At 73.5% G+C, this 14,943-nt stretch carries 13 protein-coding genes; 4 read left to right on the forward strand and 9 right to left on the reverse strand.

The genetic code is table 11. The features are described 5' to 3' along the window. Positions 1-87: 87 nt before the first annotated feature. The gene (locus tag ACYQ8L_RS16555) at positions 88-1,164 is read left to right on the forward strand and encodes an HD-GYP domain-containing protein (RefSeq protein WP_459942920.1); all 1,077 of its coding nucleotides are present in this window, start codon (positions 88-90) and stop codon (positions 1,162-1,164) included. 30 nt (positions 1,165-1,194) lie between these two features. Here the strand turns inward: ACYQ8L_RS16555 and ACYQ8L_RS16560 are convergent, their stop codons facing one another. Further along, the gene (locus tag ACYQ8L_RS16560) at positions 1,195-2,010 is read right to left on the reverse strand and encodes an MBL fold metallo-hydrolase (RefSeq protein WP_459942921.1); all 816 of its coding nucleotides are present in this window, start codon (positions 2,008-2,010) and stop codon (positions 1,195-1,197) included. Then, on the reverse strand, positions 2,007-2,492 hold the full coding sequence (locus tag ACYQ8L_RS16565; protein ID WP_459942922.1) for a flavodoxin family protein: 486 nt from the start codon (positions 2,490-2,492) through the stop codon (positions 2,007-2,009). The genes ACYQ8L_RS16560 and ACYQ8L_RS16565 overlap by 4 nt, the downstream gene beginning before the upstream one ends. Positions 2,493-2,658: 166 nt before the next feature. On the opposite strand from ACYQ8L_RS16565, the gene purM reads away from it, so the two are divergent. Both purM and purN read left to right on the forward strand, forming a co-directional pair. Next, positions 2,659-3,705 carry a phosphoribosylformylglycinamidine cyclo-ligase gene (gene purM, locus ACYQ8L_RS16570; protein WP_459942923.1) on the forward strand — a complete coding sequence of 349 codons (1,047 nt, stop codon included), beginning with the start codon at positions 2,659-2,661 and terminating at the stop codon, positions 3,703-3,705. Continuing rightward, positions 3,702-4,355, forward strand: a complete 654-nt coding sequence (gene purN / locus ACYQ8L_RS16575; RefSeq protein WP_459942924.1) for a phosphoribosylglycinamide formyltransferase — start codon at positions 3,702-3,704, stop codon at positions 4,353-4,355. The genes purM and purN overlap by 4 nt, the downstream gene beginning before the upstream one ends. Positions 4,356-4,362: 7 nt before the next feature. Here purN and ACYQ8L_RS16580 read toward each other — a convergent pair whose 3' ends face one another. The 4 genes from ACYQ8L_RS16580 to ACYQ8L_RS16595 are packed head-to-tail and all read right to left on the reverse strand — an operon-like array spanning position 4,363 to position 10,984. Further along, positions 4,363-6,228, reverse strand: a complete 1,866-nt coding sequence (locus ACYQ8L_RS16580; RefSeq protein WP_459942925.1) for an ATP-binding response regulator — start codon at positions 6,226-6,228, stop codon at positions 4,363-4,365. Continuing rightward, positions 6,225-8,429: a response regulator gene (locus tag ACYQ8L_RS16585; RefSeq protein ID WP_459942926.1), complete on the reverse strand. Its 2,205-nt coding sequence runs from the start codon at positions 8,427-8,429 to the stop codon at positions 6,225-6,227. Before ACYQ8L_RS16585 ends, ACYQ8L_RS16580 begins: the two co-directional genes overlap by 4 nt. Then, positions 8,426-8,932, reverse strand: coding sequence for a YfiR family protein (locus ACYQ8L_RS16590; RefSeq protein WP_459942927.1), 507 nt, complete (start codon positions 8,930-8,932; stop codon positions 8,426-8,428). Before ACYQ8L_RS16590 ends, ACYQ8L_RS16585 begins: the two co-directional genes overlap by 4 nt. Before the next feature lie 9 nt (positions 8,933-8,941). Next, the gene (locus ACYQ8L_RS16595; RefSeq protein WP_459942928.1) at positions 8,942-10,984 is read right to left on the reverse strand and encodes a TOL_0244 family TonB-dependent receptor; all 2,043 of its coding nucleotides are present in this window, start codon (positions 10,982-10,984) and stop codon (positions 8,942-8,944) included. A 159-nt stretch (positions 10,985-11,143) separates the two neighbouring features. Here ACYQ8L_RS16595 and ACYQ8L_RS16600 point away from each other — a divergent pair, with 159 nt between their 5' ends. Further along, on the forward strand, positions 11,144-12,310 hold the full coding sequence (locus ACYQ8L_RS16600; RefSeq protein ID WP_459942929.1) for a TraB/GumN family protein: 1,167 nt from the start codon (positions 11,144-11,146) through the stop codon (positions 12,308-12,310). A gap of 275 nt (positions 12,311-12,585) precedes the next feature. Here the strand turns inward: ACYQ8L_RS16600 and ACYQ8L_RS16605 are convergent, their stop codons facing one another. The 3 genes from ACYQ8L_RS16605 to ACYQ8L_RS16615 all read right to left on the reverse strand — a co-directional run bounded on the left by ACYQ8L_RS16605 (position 12,586) and on the right by ACYQ8L_RS16615 (position 14,850). Next, positions 12,586-13,203, reverse strand: a complete 618-nt coding sequence (locus ACYQ8L_RS16605; protein ID WP_459942930.1) for an HNH endonuclease — start codon at positions 13,201-13,203, stop codon at positions 12,586-12,588. Positions 13,204-13,339: 136 nt separating this feature from the next. Continuing rightward, positions 13,340-14,458 carry an aldo/keto reductase gene (locus ACYQ8L_RS16610; protein WP_459942931.1) on the reverse strand — a complete coding sequence of 373 codons (1,119 nt, stop codon included), beginning with the start codon at positions 14,456-14,458 and terminating at the stop codon, positions 13,340-13,342. A 161-nt stretch (positions 14,459-14,619) separates the two neighbouring features. Continuing rightward, entirely contained in the window at positions 14,620-14,850 is a 231-nt protein-coding gene (locus ACYQ8L_RS16615) for a hypothetical protein (RefSeq protein ID WP_459942932.1), read from the reverse strand. Between the last annotated feature and the right edge of the window lie 93 nt (positions 14,851-14,943).

The following is a 14,943-nucleotide window of genomic DNA, read 5'->3' on the forward strand; positions in this document are numbered from 1 at the left end:
GCATGGAAAGAGCAGGCCGCCGTCCACCTGGACGTGGAAAACCGGTTCCGGGAGGGAACCGGGTTGCTGGAGGAGGCGTTGTAAGGCATGATCACCGTGGGGGAGCTGGGCCGGCACCTGCCCCGGGCCGGCTACCCCGAGGCGTTGCAACCGCCCGCGGCCCGCCGGGGGGCCGAGGCGGTGCGGGCCCGCACCGCCTGCGTCCTTCTCCGATGCCCCTCGACACCGGGGACCTGGCGGCTTGCCGGGGCCTTCGGCCGCGTGAACCCGGCCCGGGCCGAGATCCGGTTCGGCCCGGAACTACCCCTGGCCGATCTCGCGACCCCCCGGGGAGCGGTGGTGGACGCCGGGCCGGGGGAGGCGGTTTCGGACCCGGTGTCCGGCCGGCCGGTCCGGTCGCTTGCGGCCGCCCCCGTCCAGGCCCCCGACGCCGACCGGCCCGAGGCACTCCTCCTCGTCTACGACCCGGAGGGGCGACTGGCCTTCGGCCGCCGGGACCTGGACGTCCTTCTCCCGTTCGCCCGGGAGGTGGCCGCCGTGCACGAGGCGGCCCGGCTCCACCGCCTCCAGCAGAAGGCCACCCTGGAGATCGTCGAGTCGCTGGTGAACGCCATTGAGGCCAAGGATGCCTACACCCGGGGCCACTCCCAGCGGGTGACCCGGCTCGCCCTCGCCGTGGGCCGGGAGCTCGAGATCCCCGAACGGGCCTTTGAGGTGCTGGAGCAGGCCGCCATGCTCCACGACATCGGCAAAATCGCCCTGCGCCACGAGGTGCTGCAGAAACCCGGGCGGCTCGGCCCCGTGGAACTCGACCTGGTGCGCCAACACCCCCTCACGGGGGCCAAGATCCTGGAGCCCCTGTCCTGGCTCCGGGAGGTGGCCGAGGTGGTGCTGCAGCACCACGAGCGGCCGGACGGCACCGGATATCCGATGGGCATCGGGGGATCGGACCTCCGCCTGGAGGCACGGATCCTGGCCGTGGCCGACGCCTACGACGCCATGACGAGCGACCGGCCCTACCGTGGGGGCATGACCCCCGTCCAGGCGCTTTCCGAACTGCGGCGAGCGGCCGGAACCCAGTTCGATCCGGTGGTGGTGGAGGCGCTGGAGTCCGTGTTGCGCAGGGAACACCCGGAGATCGGTGCCGGGCCGGGATCGGGGTAGGGGGCGGACGACTCGGTCTGCGAGCCGGGTTCAGGTGGCCCCGGCGATCCCGTCCCCCTCCCACACCACCATGCCGTCCCGGGCCACGATCACGGGTCCGGGGAAGGCCTCGGCCGCGTAGCGGCCGGGCTCGGCCCGGTCGGCGGAGGGGTAGAGGTGGTGGAGCACCAGGGCCCTTGCCCGGGCCTCCCGGGCCAGGTCCCCGGCCTGACGGGCGGTCAGGTGGCGGTCGAAGGCCGCGCCCTCGGGCAAGCTGGCCTCCGCCACGAGAAGATCGGCGCCGCGGGCGAACCGGGCGAGGCCCCGGTCCGGCCCGGTGTCGCCGGTGATCACGACCGACCGGCCGGCGTGCTCCCAGCGAAGCGCCAGGCTCGAGGGGTGGTGGCGGGCGAGGCCCGTCCGGAGCGCCCAGGGCCCGAGCGCGAACCGGTCCCCCGGAGCGCACTCCCGAAGTTCCAGCGGGTATCCCCGGGGATCGAGCCAATCGCCGTAGGCCCCCCCCAGGGCCTCGACGAACCGCCCGAACCCCGGCCCCCCCACCAGGGTGAGGGCCCGGGTGCGTGGGGTCTCGTCGTAGCCGGCCGCGAAAAGAAACGCCACCAACTCGGCCGTGTGGTCGGGGTGGAGGTGGGTGAAAACCGCGGCGTCCACGTCCTGGTGCCGGACCCCCGCGGCCAGGAGGCCGTGGAGCGCCCCGAGGCCCAGGTCCACGACCACCCGGTATCCCTGCGCCTCCAAAAGGGTGCACGGGCCCCGCCGGTCGATCCGGGGCACGCAGGTGCCGGTGCCCACGGCCACGATCCGGACGTTCCCCCCCGAACCGGCCGCTTCTCGGCCGATCGTCACTCCCCCTTGAGCCGCCGGGCCACGTCGGCCACCCGGGCGCCCAGGAGTTCCCCGGCCCGCTCGTCGTCGGGTCCGGGCGCCCCCAGGCAGGCCACGCCGTAGTGGCCCCCGGTTTCGATGGGGTCGCCCACCACCACCATCTCGTGGATCAGGAACGCGACGATCATGCTCAGGAGCGTGGTCTCCTTCCCCCCGGTGTGGTGCCCGCCGGTGGCGAAGGCGGCGCCCACCTTGTTGCGCAGCTTCCGCCGAGCGCCCACGCTGCGGTCGATCAGGTCCTTCATCTCGGCCGTCACCGTGCCGAAATACACCGGGCTTCCGAGGATGATCCCGTCGGCCGCGATCAGGTCCTCTTTGGTGGTCTCGGAGGCCCGCTTGCACACCACCTGCGCCCCGGCCTGCTCGGCGCCCCGGGCGACGGCCCGGGCGAGCTTTTCGGTGTTGCCGGATCGGCTCGAGTAGGAAACCAGGATCTGCACCATCGCCACACCTCCCGTGGGGGACTGGGAAGGGCCCGGGGCCCTCGAAACGTCGGCATTCTACGGGCAGAGACGAGGGCCGGGCAACCGGGGGCGGCGATTGACACTCCCGGGGCCTTTGGCTAGGCTAGCCGCTCCGTTTTGGGGAGGCAGCGAGGGAGGAAAGGTCGTGAGCGAGAACCTGACCTACCGGGACGCCGGGGTGGACATCGACGCGGCGTCCCGCTTGGTGGACCGGATCCGGGAGGTGGTGAAGCCCACCCTGCGACCCGAGGTGATGGGCCACGTGGGCGGCTTCGGCGCCGCCGTGTCGCTGGCCGAGTTCCCCCTGGAAAACCCGGTGCTCGTGAGCTCCACCGACGGGGTGGGCACGAAGCTCAAGATCGCGTTCCAGACCGGGGTCCACGACACCGTGGGCATCGATCTCGTGGCCATGTGCGCGAACGATGTGGTCGTCCAGGGGGCCGAGCCCCTGTTCTTCCTCGACTACTTTGCCATGGGGCGCCTGGACGAGGGGGTGGCCGAGGCCGTGATCCGCGGGATCGCCAAGGGGTGCCAGGAGGCCCGGTGCAGCCTGGTGGGCGGGGAGACGGCCGAACTTCCGGGGATGTACGCCGACGGGGAGTACGACCTCGCCGGGTTCTGCGTGGGCGTCGTGGACCGGGACCGCATGATCGACGGGTCCGGCATCACGGTGGGGGACCGGATCGTGGGCCTCGGGTCCACGGGGCTTCACAGCAACGGGTACTCCCTGGCCCGAACGATCCTCTTCGACCGCCACGGGTTCGGCCTGGACCACGTGTTCCCCGAGCTCGGCCGCCCCCTGGGGGAGGTGCTCCTCACCCCCACCCGCATCTACGTGCGAACGGCGCTCAACCTCCTGCGGGACTTCACCGTGAAGGGCATGGCCCACATCACCGGCGGCGGCCTCCCCGAGAACCTGCCCCGGGTGCTGCCCCAGGGCTGCCGGGCCGTGGTGGATCGCTCGGCCTGGGAGGTCCCCATGCTCTTCCGGCTGCTCCAGGACCTCGGGTCCGTGCCCGAGGAGGAACTCTTCCGCACGTTCAACTGCGGGATCGGGTTCGCGGTGATCGTGCCCCCCCAGGAGGTGGAGGAGGTCGTGGCCCGCCTCGAGGCCCTCGGCGAGAGGGCGTGGGTGATCGGCGTGATCGAAGAACGCGAAGAGGGCCAACGCGCGCTGGAGTGGGCGGGATGACCCTTCGGCTCGGGGTCCTCGTCTCGGGGAGCGGGTCAAACCTCCAGGCCATCCTGGACGCTGCCGCCTCGGGCAGGCTCGACGCCGAGGTGCGCGTGGTCGTGAGCGACAATCCCGGGGCCTACGGCCTCGAGCGGGCCCGAAACGCCGGGGTCCCGGCCGAGGTGGTGCCCTGGGACCCGGCCCGGCCCCGGGAGGCCCACGACGAGGCCGTGGTGGAGACCCTCCGGCGCCACGGGGTCGACACCGTGGCCCTGGCCGGGTACATGCGCCTCGTGACCCCCCGGCTCCTGGGGGCGTTCCCGGGCCGGGTGCTCAATATCCACCCGGCCCTCCTGCCGGCGTTCCCCGGGCTCCACGTCCACGAGAAGGTCATCGCCCACGGCGCCAAGTTCTCGGGCTGCACGGTGCACTTCGTGGACGAGGGCATGGACACCGGGCCGATCATTTGTCAGGCCGTGGTGCCGGTGCGCGACGACGACACCCCCGAGACGCTGGCGGCCCGGATCCTCCGGGAGGAGCACCGCATCTACCCCCAGGCTCTCCAGTACCTGGCCGAGGGCCGGCTCCGGGTCGAGGGCCGCCGGGTCCTCCTGGATCCCCCGAGCCCCGGCTCCGGCACCCTCCACAACCCCAGCGTGCGCTTCTAGACGGCGATCAACGGTCGGGGCGTGCCGCGGCCGCCCCCTCCACCGCGGCGACGAGTTCGTCGGGGGCGAGGGGCTTTTGGAGCACCCGGTCGGCGGCCGGGGCCTCCCCGACGGATCCGCCCGTACACAGGATCGTGACGAGGTCGGGCCGCAGGCGCTTCATCTCGGCGAGAAGCTCATCGCCCCCCATCCCGGGCATGGACCGGTCGGCCAGCACGAGGTCGTAGCGGCGCGGGTCGAGCCGCAGCCGTCCCAGGGCCTCGCGGGGGTCCGCCGACACGTCCACCCTGTGCCCCGCCCCCTCGAGCACCGCCCGGCCGAACGCGAGGAGGGTCTCCTCGTCGTCCACGAGAAGGATCTTGAGGGGCCCCGGCCTCGGGCGCCCGACCCGCCCCTGGGGAGCCGGCTCTGCGGGAGAGACGGCCGGCCGCAGAAACACCCGGAACGTGCTCCCCTTTCCCGGCTCGCTTTCCACCTCGACCCGGCCCCCGAGGCTCTTGACCACCCCGTATACCACGCTCAGCCCGAGCCCCGTGCCCTTCCCCACGGGCTTCGTGGTGAAAAACGGCTCGAACGCCCGCTCCCGCACCTCGGGCGGCATGCCGCACCCCGTGTCGGCCACCTCCAGGCACACGCTGTCGCGGCCGTCCGGGTCGGGCGCCCGGGCGAGCCGCACGCGCACCTCCCCCCCGGCCTCCTCGACCGCCTGCACCGCGTTTTGGCAGAGGTTCAGGATCACCTGGTGGAGCCGGGCCTCGTCGCCCAACACCGTGAACTCCCCTTCCCCCAGATCCTCGGCCCACCCCACCCCGGGTGGGAGCTGCGCCCCCAGCATCCGCCCCACCTCCCGGACGAGCCGGGCGAGGCACACCGGCCGGACCGGCCCCTCGCCGCCCCGGCTGAAGGCGAGGATCTGGCGCACGAGCTCCCGGGCCCGGCGGGCCGCCGTGGCCACGTTACCGAGGCCGGGCCGCACCGGGCTGTCCTCCGGGAGCTGGGACAGGGCGAGCTCCGTGAACCCCAGGATCGGCACCAGGAGGTTGTTGAAGTCGTGGGCGATGCCGCCGGCCAGCGTCCCCAGGGCCTCGAGCTTCTGGGCCTGGCGGAGCCGCTCCTCGAGCTCCACCTCCCGGGTCACGTCGAGCACGGTTCCCCGGAGCCCACTCGCCTCGGCCGCGATGCGGTGACGGACCCGCAGAACGGTCCCGTCGGGCCGGACGATCCGGTGAAGGAGGCTTCCGGCGGCGCCATGCCGCAGGGCGGCTTCCCAGAGCCGCTCCACCTCGGGGCGGTCGTCGGCCGGAACGGCGTCCCACAGGACGCGGGGCGCAAGCTCGTGGTGGTCCTCGATTCCGAGGATACGGCGCAACTCCCGAGAGCCCCACAGGCGCTCCCCCTCCGGGTCCCAGCGCCAGCTCCCCAGGCGCGCGATCCGCTGGGCCTCCTCGAGCTCCCGGGTGCGCTCCGCGAGGTCCCGGGCCGTGCGGCTCGCCCGGAGCATGTAACGGAGCCGCTGGGCCAGGATCAGCCAGTTGGCGGGCTTGGTGGCGAAGTCGGTGGCGCCCAGGCGGTAGGCCCGCTCGATGGCCTCCGTGTCGTCGAGCCCCGTGAGCACCAGAACCGGCACTTCCTGTCCCCACGCCTCGGCCCGGAGCCGCCCCAGAACCTCGAACCCGTCGAGCCCGGGCATGAGGAGGTCAAGCACCAGGAGATCGGGCGGTGCCTCCCGGCACGCCTCCCAGGCGGCCTCCCCGTCGGCCGCGCAGGCCACCTCGTACCCCTCTGCAAGGAGCACCTCCTCGGCCAAAAGCCGGTCCACCGGGTCGTCGTCGGCCACCAACACCCGGGCCGGGGGTTCGCCGTCTCGCGTCATGCCGTCCCTCCGAACGCCTCCTCAATGGCCCGCACCGCCGCGGGCCATTCGGTCACGATCGCCTCGGCCTCCGGCCGGGCCCCCTCCAGGTCCCCCCGCCGCGCCGCCTCGGACACCCGGGCGCACCGCCGGGCCAGGCCGGCCGCCCCGGCGTTGAGGCTCACCGATTTCAGGGCGTGGGCCGCCCGGTGCACCGCCTCGGCGTCGGCCCGGCCGAGGGCCTCCTGGAGCTCGCCCGTGAGCCGCGCTGCCTCCTCCCGGTACGCCGCGACCACCCGGGCCGCAAGGCCCGCCCGGCCCGAGCGTTCCAAGGCGAGGATCCGGTCCACCACGGCCCGGTCCACCTCGGCCCCGCCGACGGCCGGCCGAAGGCTCCGGGCCAGGTCCTCGGCCCCGAAGGGTTTCAGGACCACCCGATCCATGCCCGCCGCCCGGCACCGCTCCCGGTCCTCGTCGCTCCCGTAGGCGGTGCAGGCCACAATCCAGGTGCGCCGGCCGGTGCCCCCCTCGGCCTCGCGGATCCGGCGCGCCACCTCGAACCCGTCCATCCCCGGCATCTGGCAGTCGAGGAGCACGGCGTCGGGCCGCCCCCGGTTCCAGGCCGCGAGCGCGGATTCCCCGTCGGCGGCCTCCTCCACCCGGCACCCCAGGGTCTCCAGAAACGCCCGGGCGAGGCTCCGGTTCAGGGGGTTGTCCTCCGCCACCAGCACCCGAAGCCCCCGCAGATCGGGCTGGGGCTCCGCCCCGGCGGGTGGCAGCGGCAGATCCACCCGGAACAGGGCCCCGTCCTCCGTGCCGTCGGCCAGGGCCACGGTGCCCCCCATCAGCCCGGCAAGGCTCCGGCAGATCGGGAGCCCGAGCCCGGCGCCCGGGTGGTGCCGGCGGTCGAGGGCTTCCCCCTGCTCGAACGCCCGGAACACCCGCTCCCGGTCGGCGGCCGGGACGCCCGGCCCCGTGTCCTCCACCTCGAACCAGACCCCTCCCTCCGGGCGGGACCCGGAGCGGACCGCTACCCAGCCCCGCTCCGTGAACTTGATCGCGTTATCGAGGAGGTTCCACAGGATCTGGCGCACCCGGATCGGGTCGCCGAGAACCTCAGGGCCGGCCCCGGCCTCTACCCGAAGGAGGAGTCCCTTGGCCTCGGCCCTCGCCCGAAACGCCTCGGCCACCTCCCGCACCACGCCGGCCGGGGAGAACGGCCGGGCCTCCAGCCGCACGTCACCCGCCTCGATCCGGCCCACGTCCAGAAGGTCTTCCACAAGGGCCCGGAGGGCCCGTCCGGCGTCCCGGATCCTCTCGAGCCGCGGCCGCGGGTCCCCCCCCTCCCCCCGCAGGGCGAGGTCGGCCTCCCCGAGGATCGTCGTCAGCGGGGTGCGCAGCTCGTGGCTCACCAGGGCCAGGAACCGGCTCTTGGCTCGGCTCGCCTTCTCTGCGGCCTCCTTGGCTTCCCGCAGCTCCCGGGTGCGCTCCCGGACCCGATCCTCCAGGTGGTCCCGGTGCCGGCGGAGCTCCGCCTCGCGGATCTCGACGGCCTCCAGCAGGTGATTGAGCCCCCGGGCGAGAACGCCCACCTCGTCCCGGCCGTCGTCCTCCGCCCGCACGCCGTAGTCGCCCTCCCGGGCCGCCCGCTCCGCCACCGCCGCCAGCCTCCGGATCCGGTCGGCCACGACCACCCGAAGGAGCCAGGCCGCCCCGACCGCCACCGCGGCGGCCACCAGGAGCGCCGCGGCGGCGACGGCGCCGTACCGGCCGAGCCTCTGGTGGAGCGTCGCGAGGCCGGATCGAACCCAGAGCGCCCCGACCACCTCCCCCTCCAGCCGGACCGGGCGGGTCAGGGAGAACCCCTCACCCTCCCAGCCCAGCCCCGGGTCCGGCGGCTCCGCCGGCAACCCCGGGCCCCAGGCCGCGAACACCTCCCCCCGGGCGTTCCACAGGACCGCACCGGTCACATCGGGCACGGCCCGCAGCGCGTCGAGGCCCTGCCGGGCCACCGCCCGGTCGTCGAAGGCGAGGGCGGGGGCCACGTGGTAGGCCACCACGGCGGCCACCCCCTCCACCGCGGCCGCCGCCTGCTCCCGGGCGACCCGGGTCTCCCAGGCCACGAGCGCGGCCGTAGCGAGCGCGGTCACCCAGAGCCCGCCCCCCACCAGGAGCACGGCTACCTTCCGGCCCAGGGGCGCGTCCCGTAGCCACCGGGTCACGGGAGCACCTCCTCGGCCAGCCGCAACAGCCGGGCGTCGAACCGGAGTCCCGCCTGCCCGGCCCGGCCCCGGTGGATCCGGAACCGAAGCCTCCCGTCCCGCTCCACGAGCTCGATCATGCCCCCTCGGTCCGCGAACCCCGGGATGTCGCTCACCGTGAGAACGCCGTCGTCGAGGGCCCCGAGCACCTCGGGGAGGCGGGGGGCCTCGCTCCGGGCCACGAACACCACCGGGCACCGGCAGGGGGTTCGCCCGCACCTCCGGACCCCGACCCGGAGGCCGTGGACCCGTTTACCCTCGAGGAGGTCGAGCTCGGGGCCGAAGGGGTCGTCGCCCACCACACACACCTCGAACCCCTCGGCCGGGGCGGCGCGCTCCCAAGTGGTGAGCTGGGCGAAATGGTAGAGGAACGCGGCCTTCACCCGGTACTCGGGCTCCGCCGCCCCGGCCGCGGCCGCCCACAGGGCGGCCCAGAGAATCACCCACCCCTGGAAACGCGCCATCCCGCCGCCCTAAAACCTCGCCCGCACCGCGGCGTAGACCGATCGCTCCGGCTCCGAGGTCTCGAGCCGGAGGAAGTCCTCCCGCGGGAACTCCGGGTGGGAGGGTTCCAGCAGGTCGCGGCCCACGATCTCGAGCTCGATCCCCGGCGAGGGCTCCCAGGCGAGCCGGGCGTCGAGGCCCCAGTAGGGCGGGATGTCCCGGCGCTCCAGGCTCCCTACGTACCGAAGCCCCAGGTCCAGCGACCAGCCCCCGGGCAGGTCGGCGTAGGACCGCAGGTCCACCTGGTGCCGGGGGGTCTTGCCCTCCTCGAACTCGGCCGAAAAATCGCTGGAGCCGCCCGGGTCGATGTCGAGCAGAAACCAGGTGTAGGCGACCCGGAGGCGCCAGGCCCGGGTCACCCGCCAGCGGGCCTCGGCCTCGACCCCCTTCGACACCGCATCCGCCCGGTTCCCTGGCCCGCCCGTGGCCACGAGCCATCCGGGGTGGAGGGGATCGGGCCCGACCACCCGGGAGTCGATGGTCCGAAGGTCCCGGTATCGGCTCAGAAACGCGGCCAGGTCCGTGGAGACCGCTTCGGTCCACCGGGCCCGGTACCCCACCTGCCACGAGACCACCGACTCGCTTCCGAACCCGTCGTCGCCCCGGAACTCGGGCCGGATCACGACGGGCAGGGGGTTCGCCGGGTTGCCCACGCCCAGCACCTGGCCGGCCATCACCGCGTCGGCCTCGGCCCGGCTCGGCGTCCGCACGGCCCGGGATGCCCCCGCCCACAGGGTGTGGCCGGGGGTGACCCGCCAGAGCACCCGGGCGTCGGGCTGCCACTCGGCGCCCGTGTAGTTGTTGTGCTCGGCCCGGACCCCCAGGATCAGGTGCAGATGGTCCGGCACGAGCGCCACCTCGTCCTGAAGGAACGCGTTCCAGAGCCGGTCGGTGCGGCGGGCCGGATCGAACCGGATGATCGCGGTGCCGTCGATCCGGTCCCGGGACAGCCGCACCCCCCCGCCCCACACCACGTCGTGCCGCCGCCCCAGGGAGAACCGGTGCTGGAGGTCCAGGTCCCAGGCCTCCCGTTCCTCCCGGCCGATTGCCTCGTCCCGGGAGGTACGGTCGTAGTAGGCCTGGAGCTGGAACCGGCCCGCCGCCCCGAGCTTCCGGCCCCACCGGCCCAGGAGGTTTCCGCCCCAGAGCGCGGTGTCGTCGGCCCAGGTCTCCAGGCGGTCGGGGTCCGCGGTGGGCACGGTGTACACGGCGCCCGACCGGCCCCGGTAGATCTCTCCTTGGAGGGTCCAGGTCGAGGCGGCCCGCTCGGCGTCGAGCCGGAACCCGCCCCGCACCTGGCTCCAGTCGTCCGGGGCCTGCCCGCCCGCCGGGTCGGCGGCCCCGTCCCGGTCGAACCCCTTGGCCCAGATCCGGCCCCACAGGCCCCGGCCGAGGCGCCCGCCGTAGCGCACGGCGCCGAACCCCCGTTCCTCGTCGCCGCCCCCGGCCTCCAGGTACCCGCCCCAGGTGTCGGCCGCGGATTTGGTGACCACGTGGATCACGCCGTTCACCGCGTTCGCCCCCCACAGGGCCGCGCCCGGGCCCCGGATCACCTCGATCCGGTCCACGTCCTCGAGGAGCACGTCCTGGGCGTCCCAGAACACCCCGGAGAAGAGCGGCGAGTACACGGTGCGCCCGTCGATCATCACCAGAAGCTTGTTGGCCCACCGGCCGTCGAACCCCCGGACCGACAGGGCCCAGGTGTTGGCGTTCAGCCGCCCCACGTGGAGCCCGGGCACCATCCGCAGGACCTCGGGCAGGGTCGTGGCGCCCGAGCGCCGGATCTCCTCGGCGGTGATCACCGTGACCGGCCCGGCGGCCTCCGCGAGGCTCTGGGGCTTTCGGGCCGCCGAGGTGATCCGGATCTCCAGGAGCTCCTCGAGGGGGAGCGCCGTGAGATCGCGGGCCAGGGCGCCCGCGGGGAAGGCGAGGCAGAGGATCAGGAACGCCGGTACGAAGGCGGCCCGCCGCGCGCAAGCGCGCCGGGCCCGGGGGGGCGGGGGGACGTCCATGGCTCCTCCGTCGGGCTCGGGTTTCGGAAACGTACCCGAATTTCGTCGTGGGTTCCCGTGCTTTTACCCCATCCGGCGGGGGGGAAACAACCGGGCCCCTTGGCCCGTCCGCACCCGGCCCGTAGAATGGCGCCTCCGCCCCCTGGAACCGGAGGGATCATGGAACCCGAGTGGCAGCGCATCGAGACCGGCGGCCGCGAGATCGCCCTCCTGGGCACGGCCCACGTGTCGCGCCGGAGCGTCGAGGCCGTGGAACGGGCCCTGGAGGAGGTCCGGCCGGACCGGGTCTGCGTGGAGCTCGACCCCGACCGGCTCCGGGCCCTGCGCGACCCGGACCGGTGGCGCCGGCTCGACCTGGTGAAGGCCCTGCGGACCGGCCAGGGGCCGATGCTCCTGGCGAACCTGGCCCTGGCGGCGTTCCAGAGGCGGATGGGGCTCGCCACCGAGGTCCGGCCCGGCGAGGAGCTCCTCGCGGCCGTAACCGGGGCCGAGGCCCGGGGGATCCCGGTGGAGCTCGTGGACCGGCCGATCCGGCTCACCCTGCTCCGGGCCTGGCGCAACACCGGGGTCTGGCGGCGGTTCCGGCTCGCGGGGGCGTTGTTGGCCGGGGCCTTCGCCGACGAGGAAGTGGGGGAGGAGGATCTCGCGCGGTTGCGGCAGGCCGACACCCTCTCGGCGCTCCTGGAGGAGATGAGCTCGGCGGCGCCCGAGGCCAAGGCCGTACTGGTGGACGAGCGCGACCGCTACATGGCGGCCAAGATCCTGGCCTCGGGGGGCACCCGGGTGCTCGCGGTGGTGGGGGCGGCCCACGTGCCGGGGATCGCCCGGTGGCTCACCTCGGGCGAAGATCCGGGCGATCCGGCCGAACTGGAAACGCTCCCGCCCCGGGGCCCGGTGTCCCGGGCGCTCCCCTGGATCCTTCCGGCAATCGTGGTGGCCCTGTTTCTGGCGGGGTTTGCCGCCGGCGACACGAAGGCCCTCCGGGAGGCGGCCTGGGCCTGGGTGCTGGCGAACGGCCTTCTGGCCGCGGCCGGGGCGGCGGCCGCCCTGGGGCACCCCCTGACCGTGGCCTCGGCCTTCGTGGCCGCGCCCCTGACCTCGCTCAACCCCACGGTGGGCGCCGGCATGGTCACGGGCGTGGTGCAGGCCTGGGCGAGGCGGCCCCGGGTTCGGGACCTGGAAAGGCTCCTGGACGATCTCTCCCACTGGAAGGGGTGGTGGACGAACCGGGTGGCCCGGGTGCTCCTGGTGTTCCTCTTTTCCAACCTGGGGAGCGCCCTGGGCACCTTCGTCGCCTTCGGGTGGCTCAAGAACCTGGTGGGGTGAGGGCCCCGTCATACCGAGTCGCGTTCAAAGCTGTTTGGCCGCCTGCTTGGAGGGGCAAGGGGCCTGTCGGAGAGCCGGGCGCGGCTCCCTAGCTCGCCGCGCCCCGCCTCTGACGCTCGGACCGCGAAAGGGTTCGGATTCTGCCGCACTGCCATGAAACCAGGTGTTCGGTCCTGTGCCGGCGCGGCGAATCTCAATGTCCGGCTTCGCGCCCGGCAGGAGGCAGGTTCCTTGCCCCTCCCCCGGAATCCTATGCGATGGATGGCAACTTGGTATCAGTGCCGATACAGGCGAAGCCGCTCGTGGAAGGGGCTCGTGGGGGGGATGTGGTGAAGCAGGAACTCCATCTGGTCGGCGAGCACCCGGCGGCCCTGGAGGTAGATGTACTCGGCGTGGCTCGGGGTGAAGGGCACGGCCAGCAGCTGCATGCCGGCCTCCTCGGGGGTGCGGCCGCTCTTTCGGTGGTTGCAGCGCTTGCAGGCGGTGACCACGTTGTTCCAGGTGTCGGTGCCGCCCCGGCTCAGGGGGGTTACGTGGTCGCGGGAGAGGTCTTTGCGGCGGAACCGCCGCCCGCAGTAGAGGCACAGGTAGGCGTCACGGCGGAACAGGGTGGCGTTCGAAAGGGGCGGCGTGTACCGGGCCAGGGCCTTCTGGATGGCCCGGCGGTCGGAGGCCGTAGCCACGATGGCCTGCACGGCGATCTCGCTTCGCCTCCCTGTGCGGGCGTTCACCCCGCCCCGGATCCGGTACACCGTGCGGCCCAGGGCGAACACCACCCGCCCCAGGTGGTAGAGCCGCACCGCCTCCTGGTAGTCGACCCACTCCAGGGGGATCCCCGCCGCATCGACCCGAAGCACCTGCTGGTCCAGGGCCCGCACCGTACACCTCCCCATCCGCCGCCGGGCGGATGTCGACCCTTTCTACCAGGCACGGGGGTCCGCCGTCAAAAAATCCGACGTCGCGCCGGGATTTGCTGACACCAACCGAAGTGTTGCCAGATCCCCGTGGTTGCTGCGGAAGCCGGCGGGGTCACCCCAGCTCCCCGTGGGCCTTCCGGAGTTCCTCGACGATCCCGATGCCCTGGGGGCAGACCTCCTCGCAGGCGCCACAGGCCACGCAGTTGTCGGCCCGCTCGTCGGCCGGGGTGAACCGCTGGTACCGCCGCCGCACGGCCTGCCAGTCCTCGAACATGCTCGCGTCGTTCACGAGCTCGAAGATCCGCGGGATGTTCACCCCCTGGGGGCACGGCAGGCAGTACTGGCAGAACGTGCAGGGCACCCGCAGCCGGCTTCGGTACCACGCACGGGCCCGGGCGATCCGGTCGAGGTCGGCCCGGGGCAGGGGCTCGGCCGACCGGGCGGCCGCGGCGGCGTTCGCCTCCACCTCCTCGACCCGGCCCATGCCGCTCAGCACCACCGACACCTCGGGGTGGCCCCACACCCACCGGAGCGCCGTCGCCGCCGGGTCGGCCCCCCGCCAGATCTCCTCCAGACCCGCCCCCTCGGCCCGGGCCAGGCGGCCGCCCCGCAGGGGCTCCATGATCACCACCCCGAGCCCCCGGCCCGCCGCGTACCGGAGCCCCGCGGTGCCGGCCTGGACCTCCTCGTCCATGTAGTTGTACTGGATCTGGCAGAAGTCCCAGTCGTAGGCGTCCACGATCTCCCGGAACACGGGGAACCGGTCGTGGAACGAAAACCCCACGAACCCGATGCGCCCCTCCCGGCGCTTCCCCTCCAGGAACTCCAGGGCGCCCATCTCCCGAAACCGCTTCCAAAACCGCCGGTTCAGGCTGTGGAGGAGATAGAGGTCGATCCGGTCGGTGCGAAGCCGCTCGAGCTGCTCGGCGAAGATCCGTTCGAGATCGGCGGGTTCCCGCACGAACCACGGCGGCATCTTGTCGGCCAGGAGCACCCGGTCGCGCAGCCCCCCCGAGAGCACCCGCCCCAGGAACCGCTCGCTCTCCCCGCCGTGGTACGGGTAGGCGGTGTCCAGGTAGTTCACCCCGAGATCCACCGCCCGGCGCACCACGGCCGCGGCCGCGGCCTCGTCGATGGCGGTCTCGTCGTCCCCCACCGTGGGCAGCCGCATGCACCCCAGGCCCAGGGCCGACACCCGAAGTCCCGTCCGTCCCAAGGTTCGGTATTCCACAAGCGCCCTCCTTTTCGAGTTCGGTCGTCGGTCCTGCAGTCGCCGGTCGTCGGTCCGCGGTTGAGAGGACCCTCGCCGCCGCCCTGGCCGGACCCGGACGAAGCTCCCTCCGTGTTCTCCGTGTCCTCCGTGGTGACAGCCCCCAACCGAAGGCCCCGGCGTCACTCGGCCGGCTCGATCCGCACGGTCACGTCGGTGTGGCCCTCGTGCCAGCCCAGGAGCCAGGCCTCGGTCTCCCCGATCACCACGTCGAGGGCCCGCCACCCGCCCTCCCCGGCCCAACGCACGGTGCCGTCGGTTTCCCGCACCACCTCCCGGGTGACCACCTCGACCCGTTTGCCCCAGGGGTATTCCACCACCACCCGGTACAGGCGACCTCGCACGATCTCCATGGGAACGGTCTTCGGTCTCCAGTGGTCCGTCTCACAAAGACAAATTGCGTCGCTGGGGCTGGGGGTTCCGACGAAGCGCGACGGCCGAGCAGC

This window comes from Deferrisoma palaeochoriense (genome assembly GCF_054656955.1).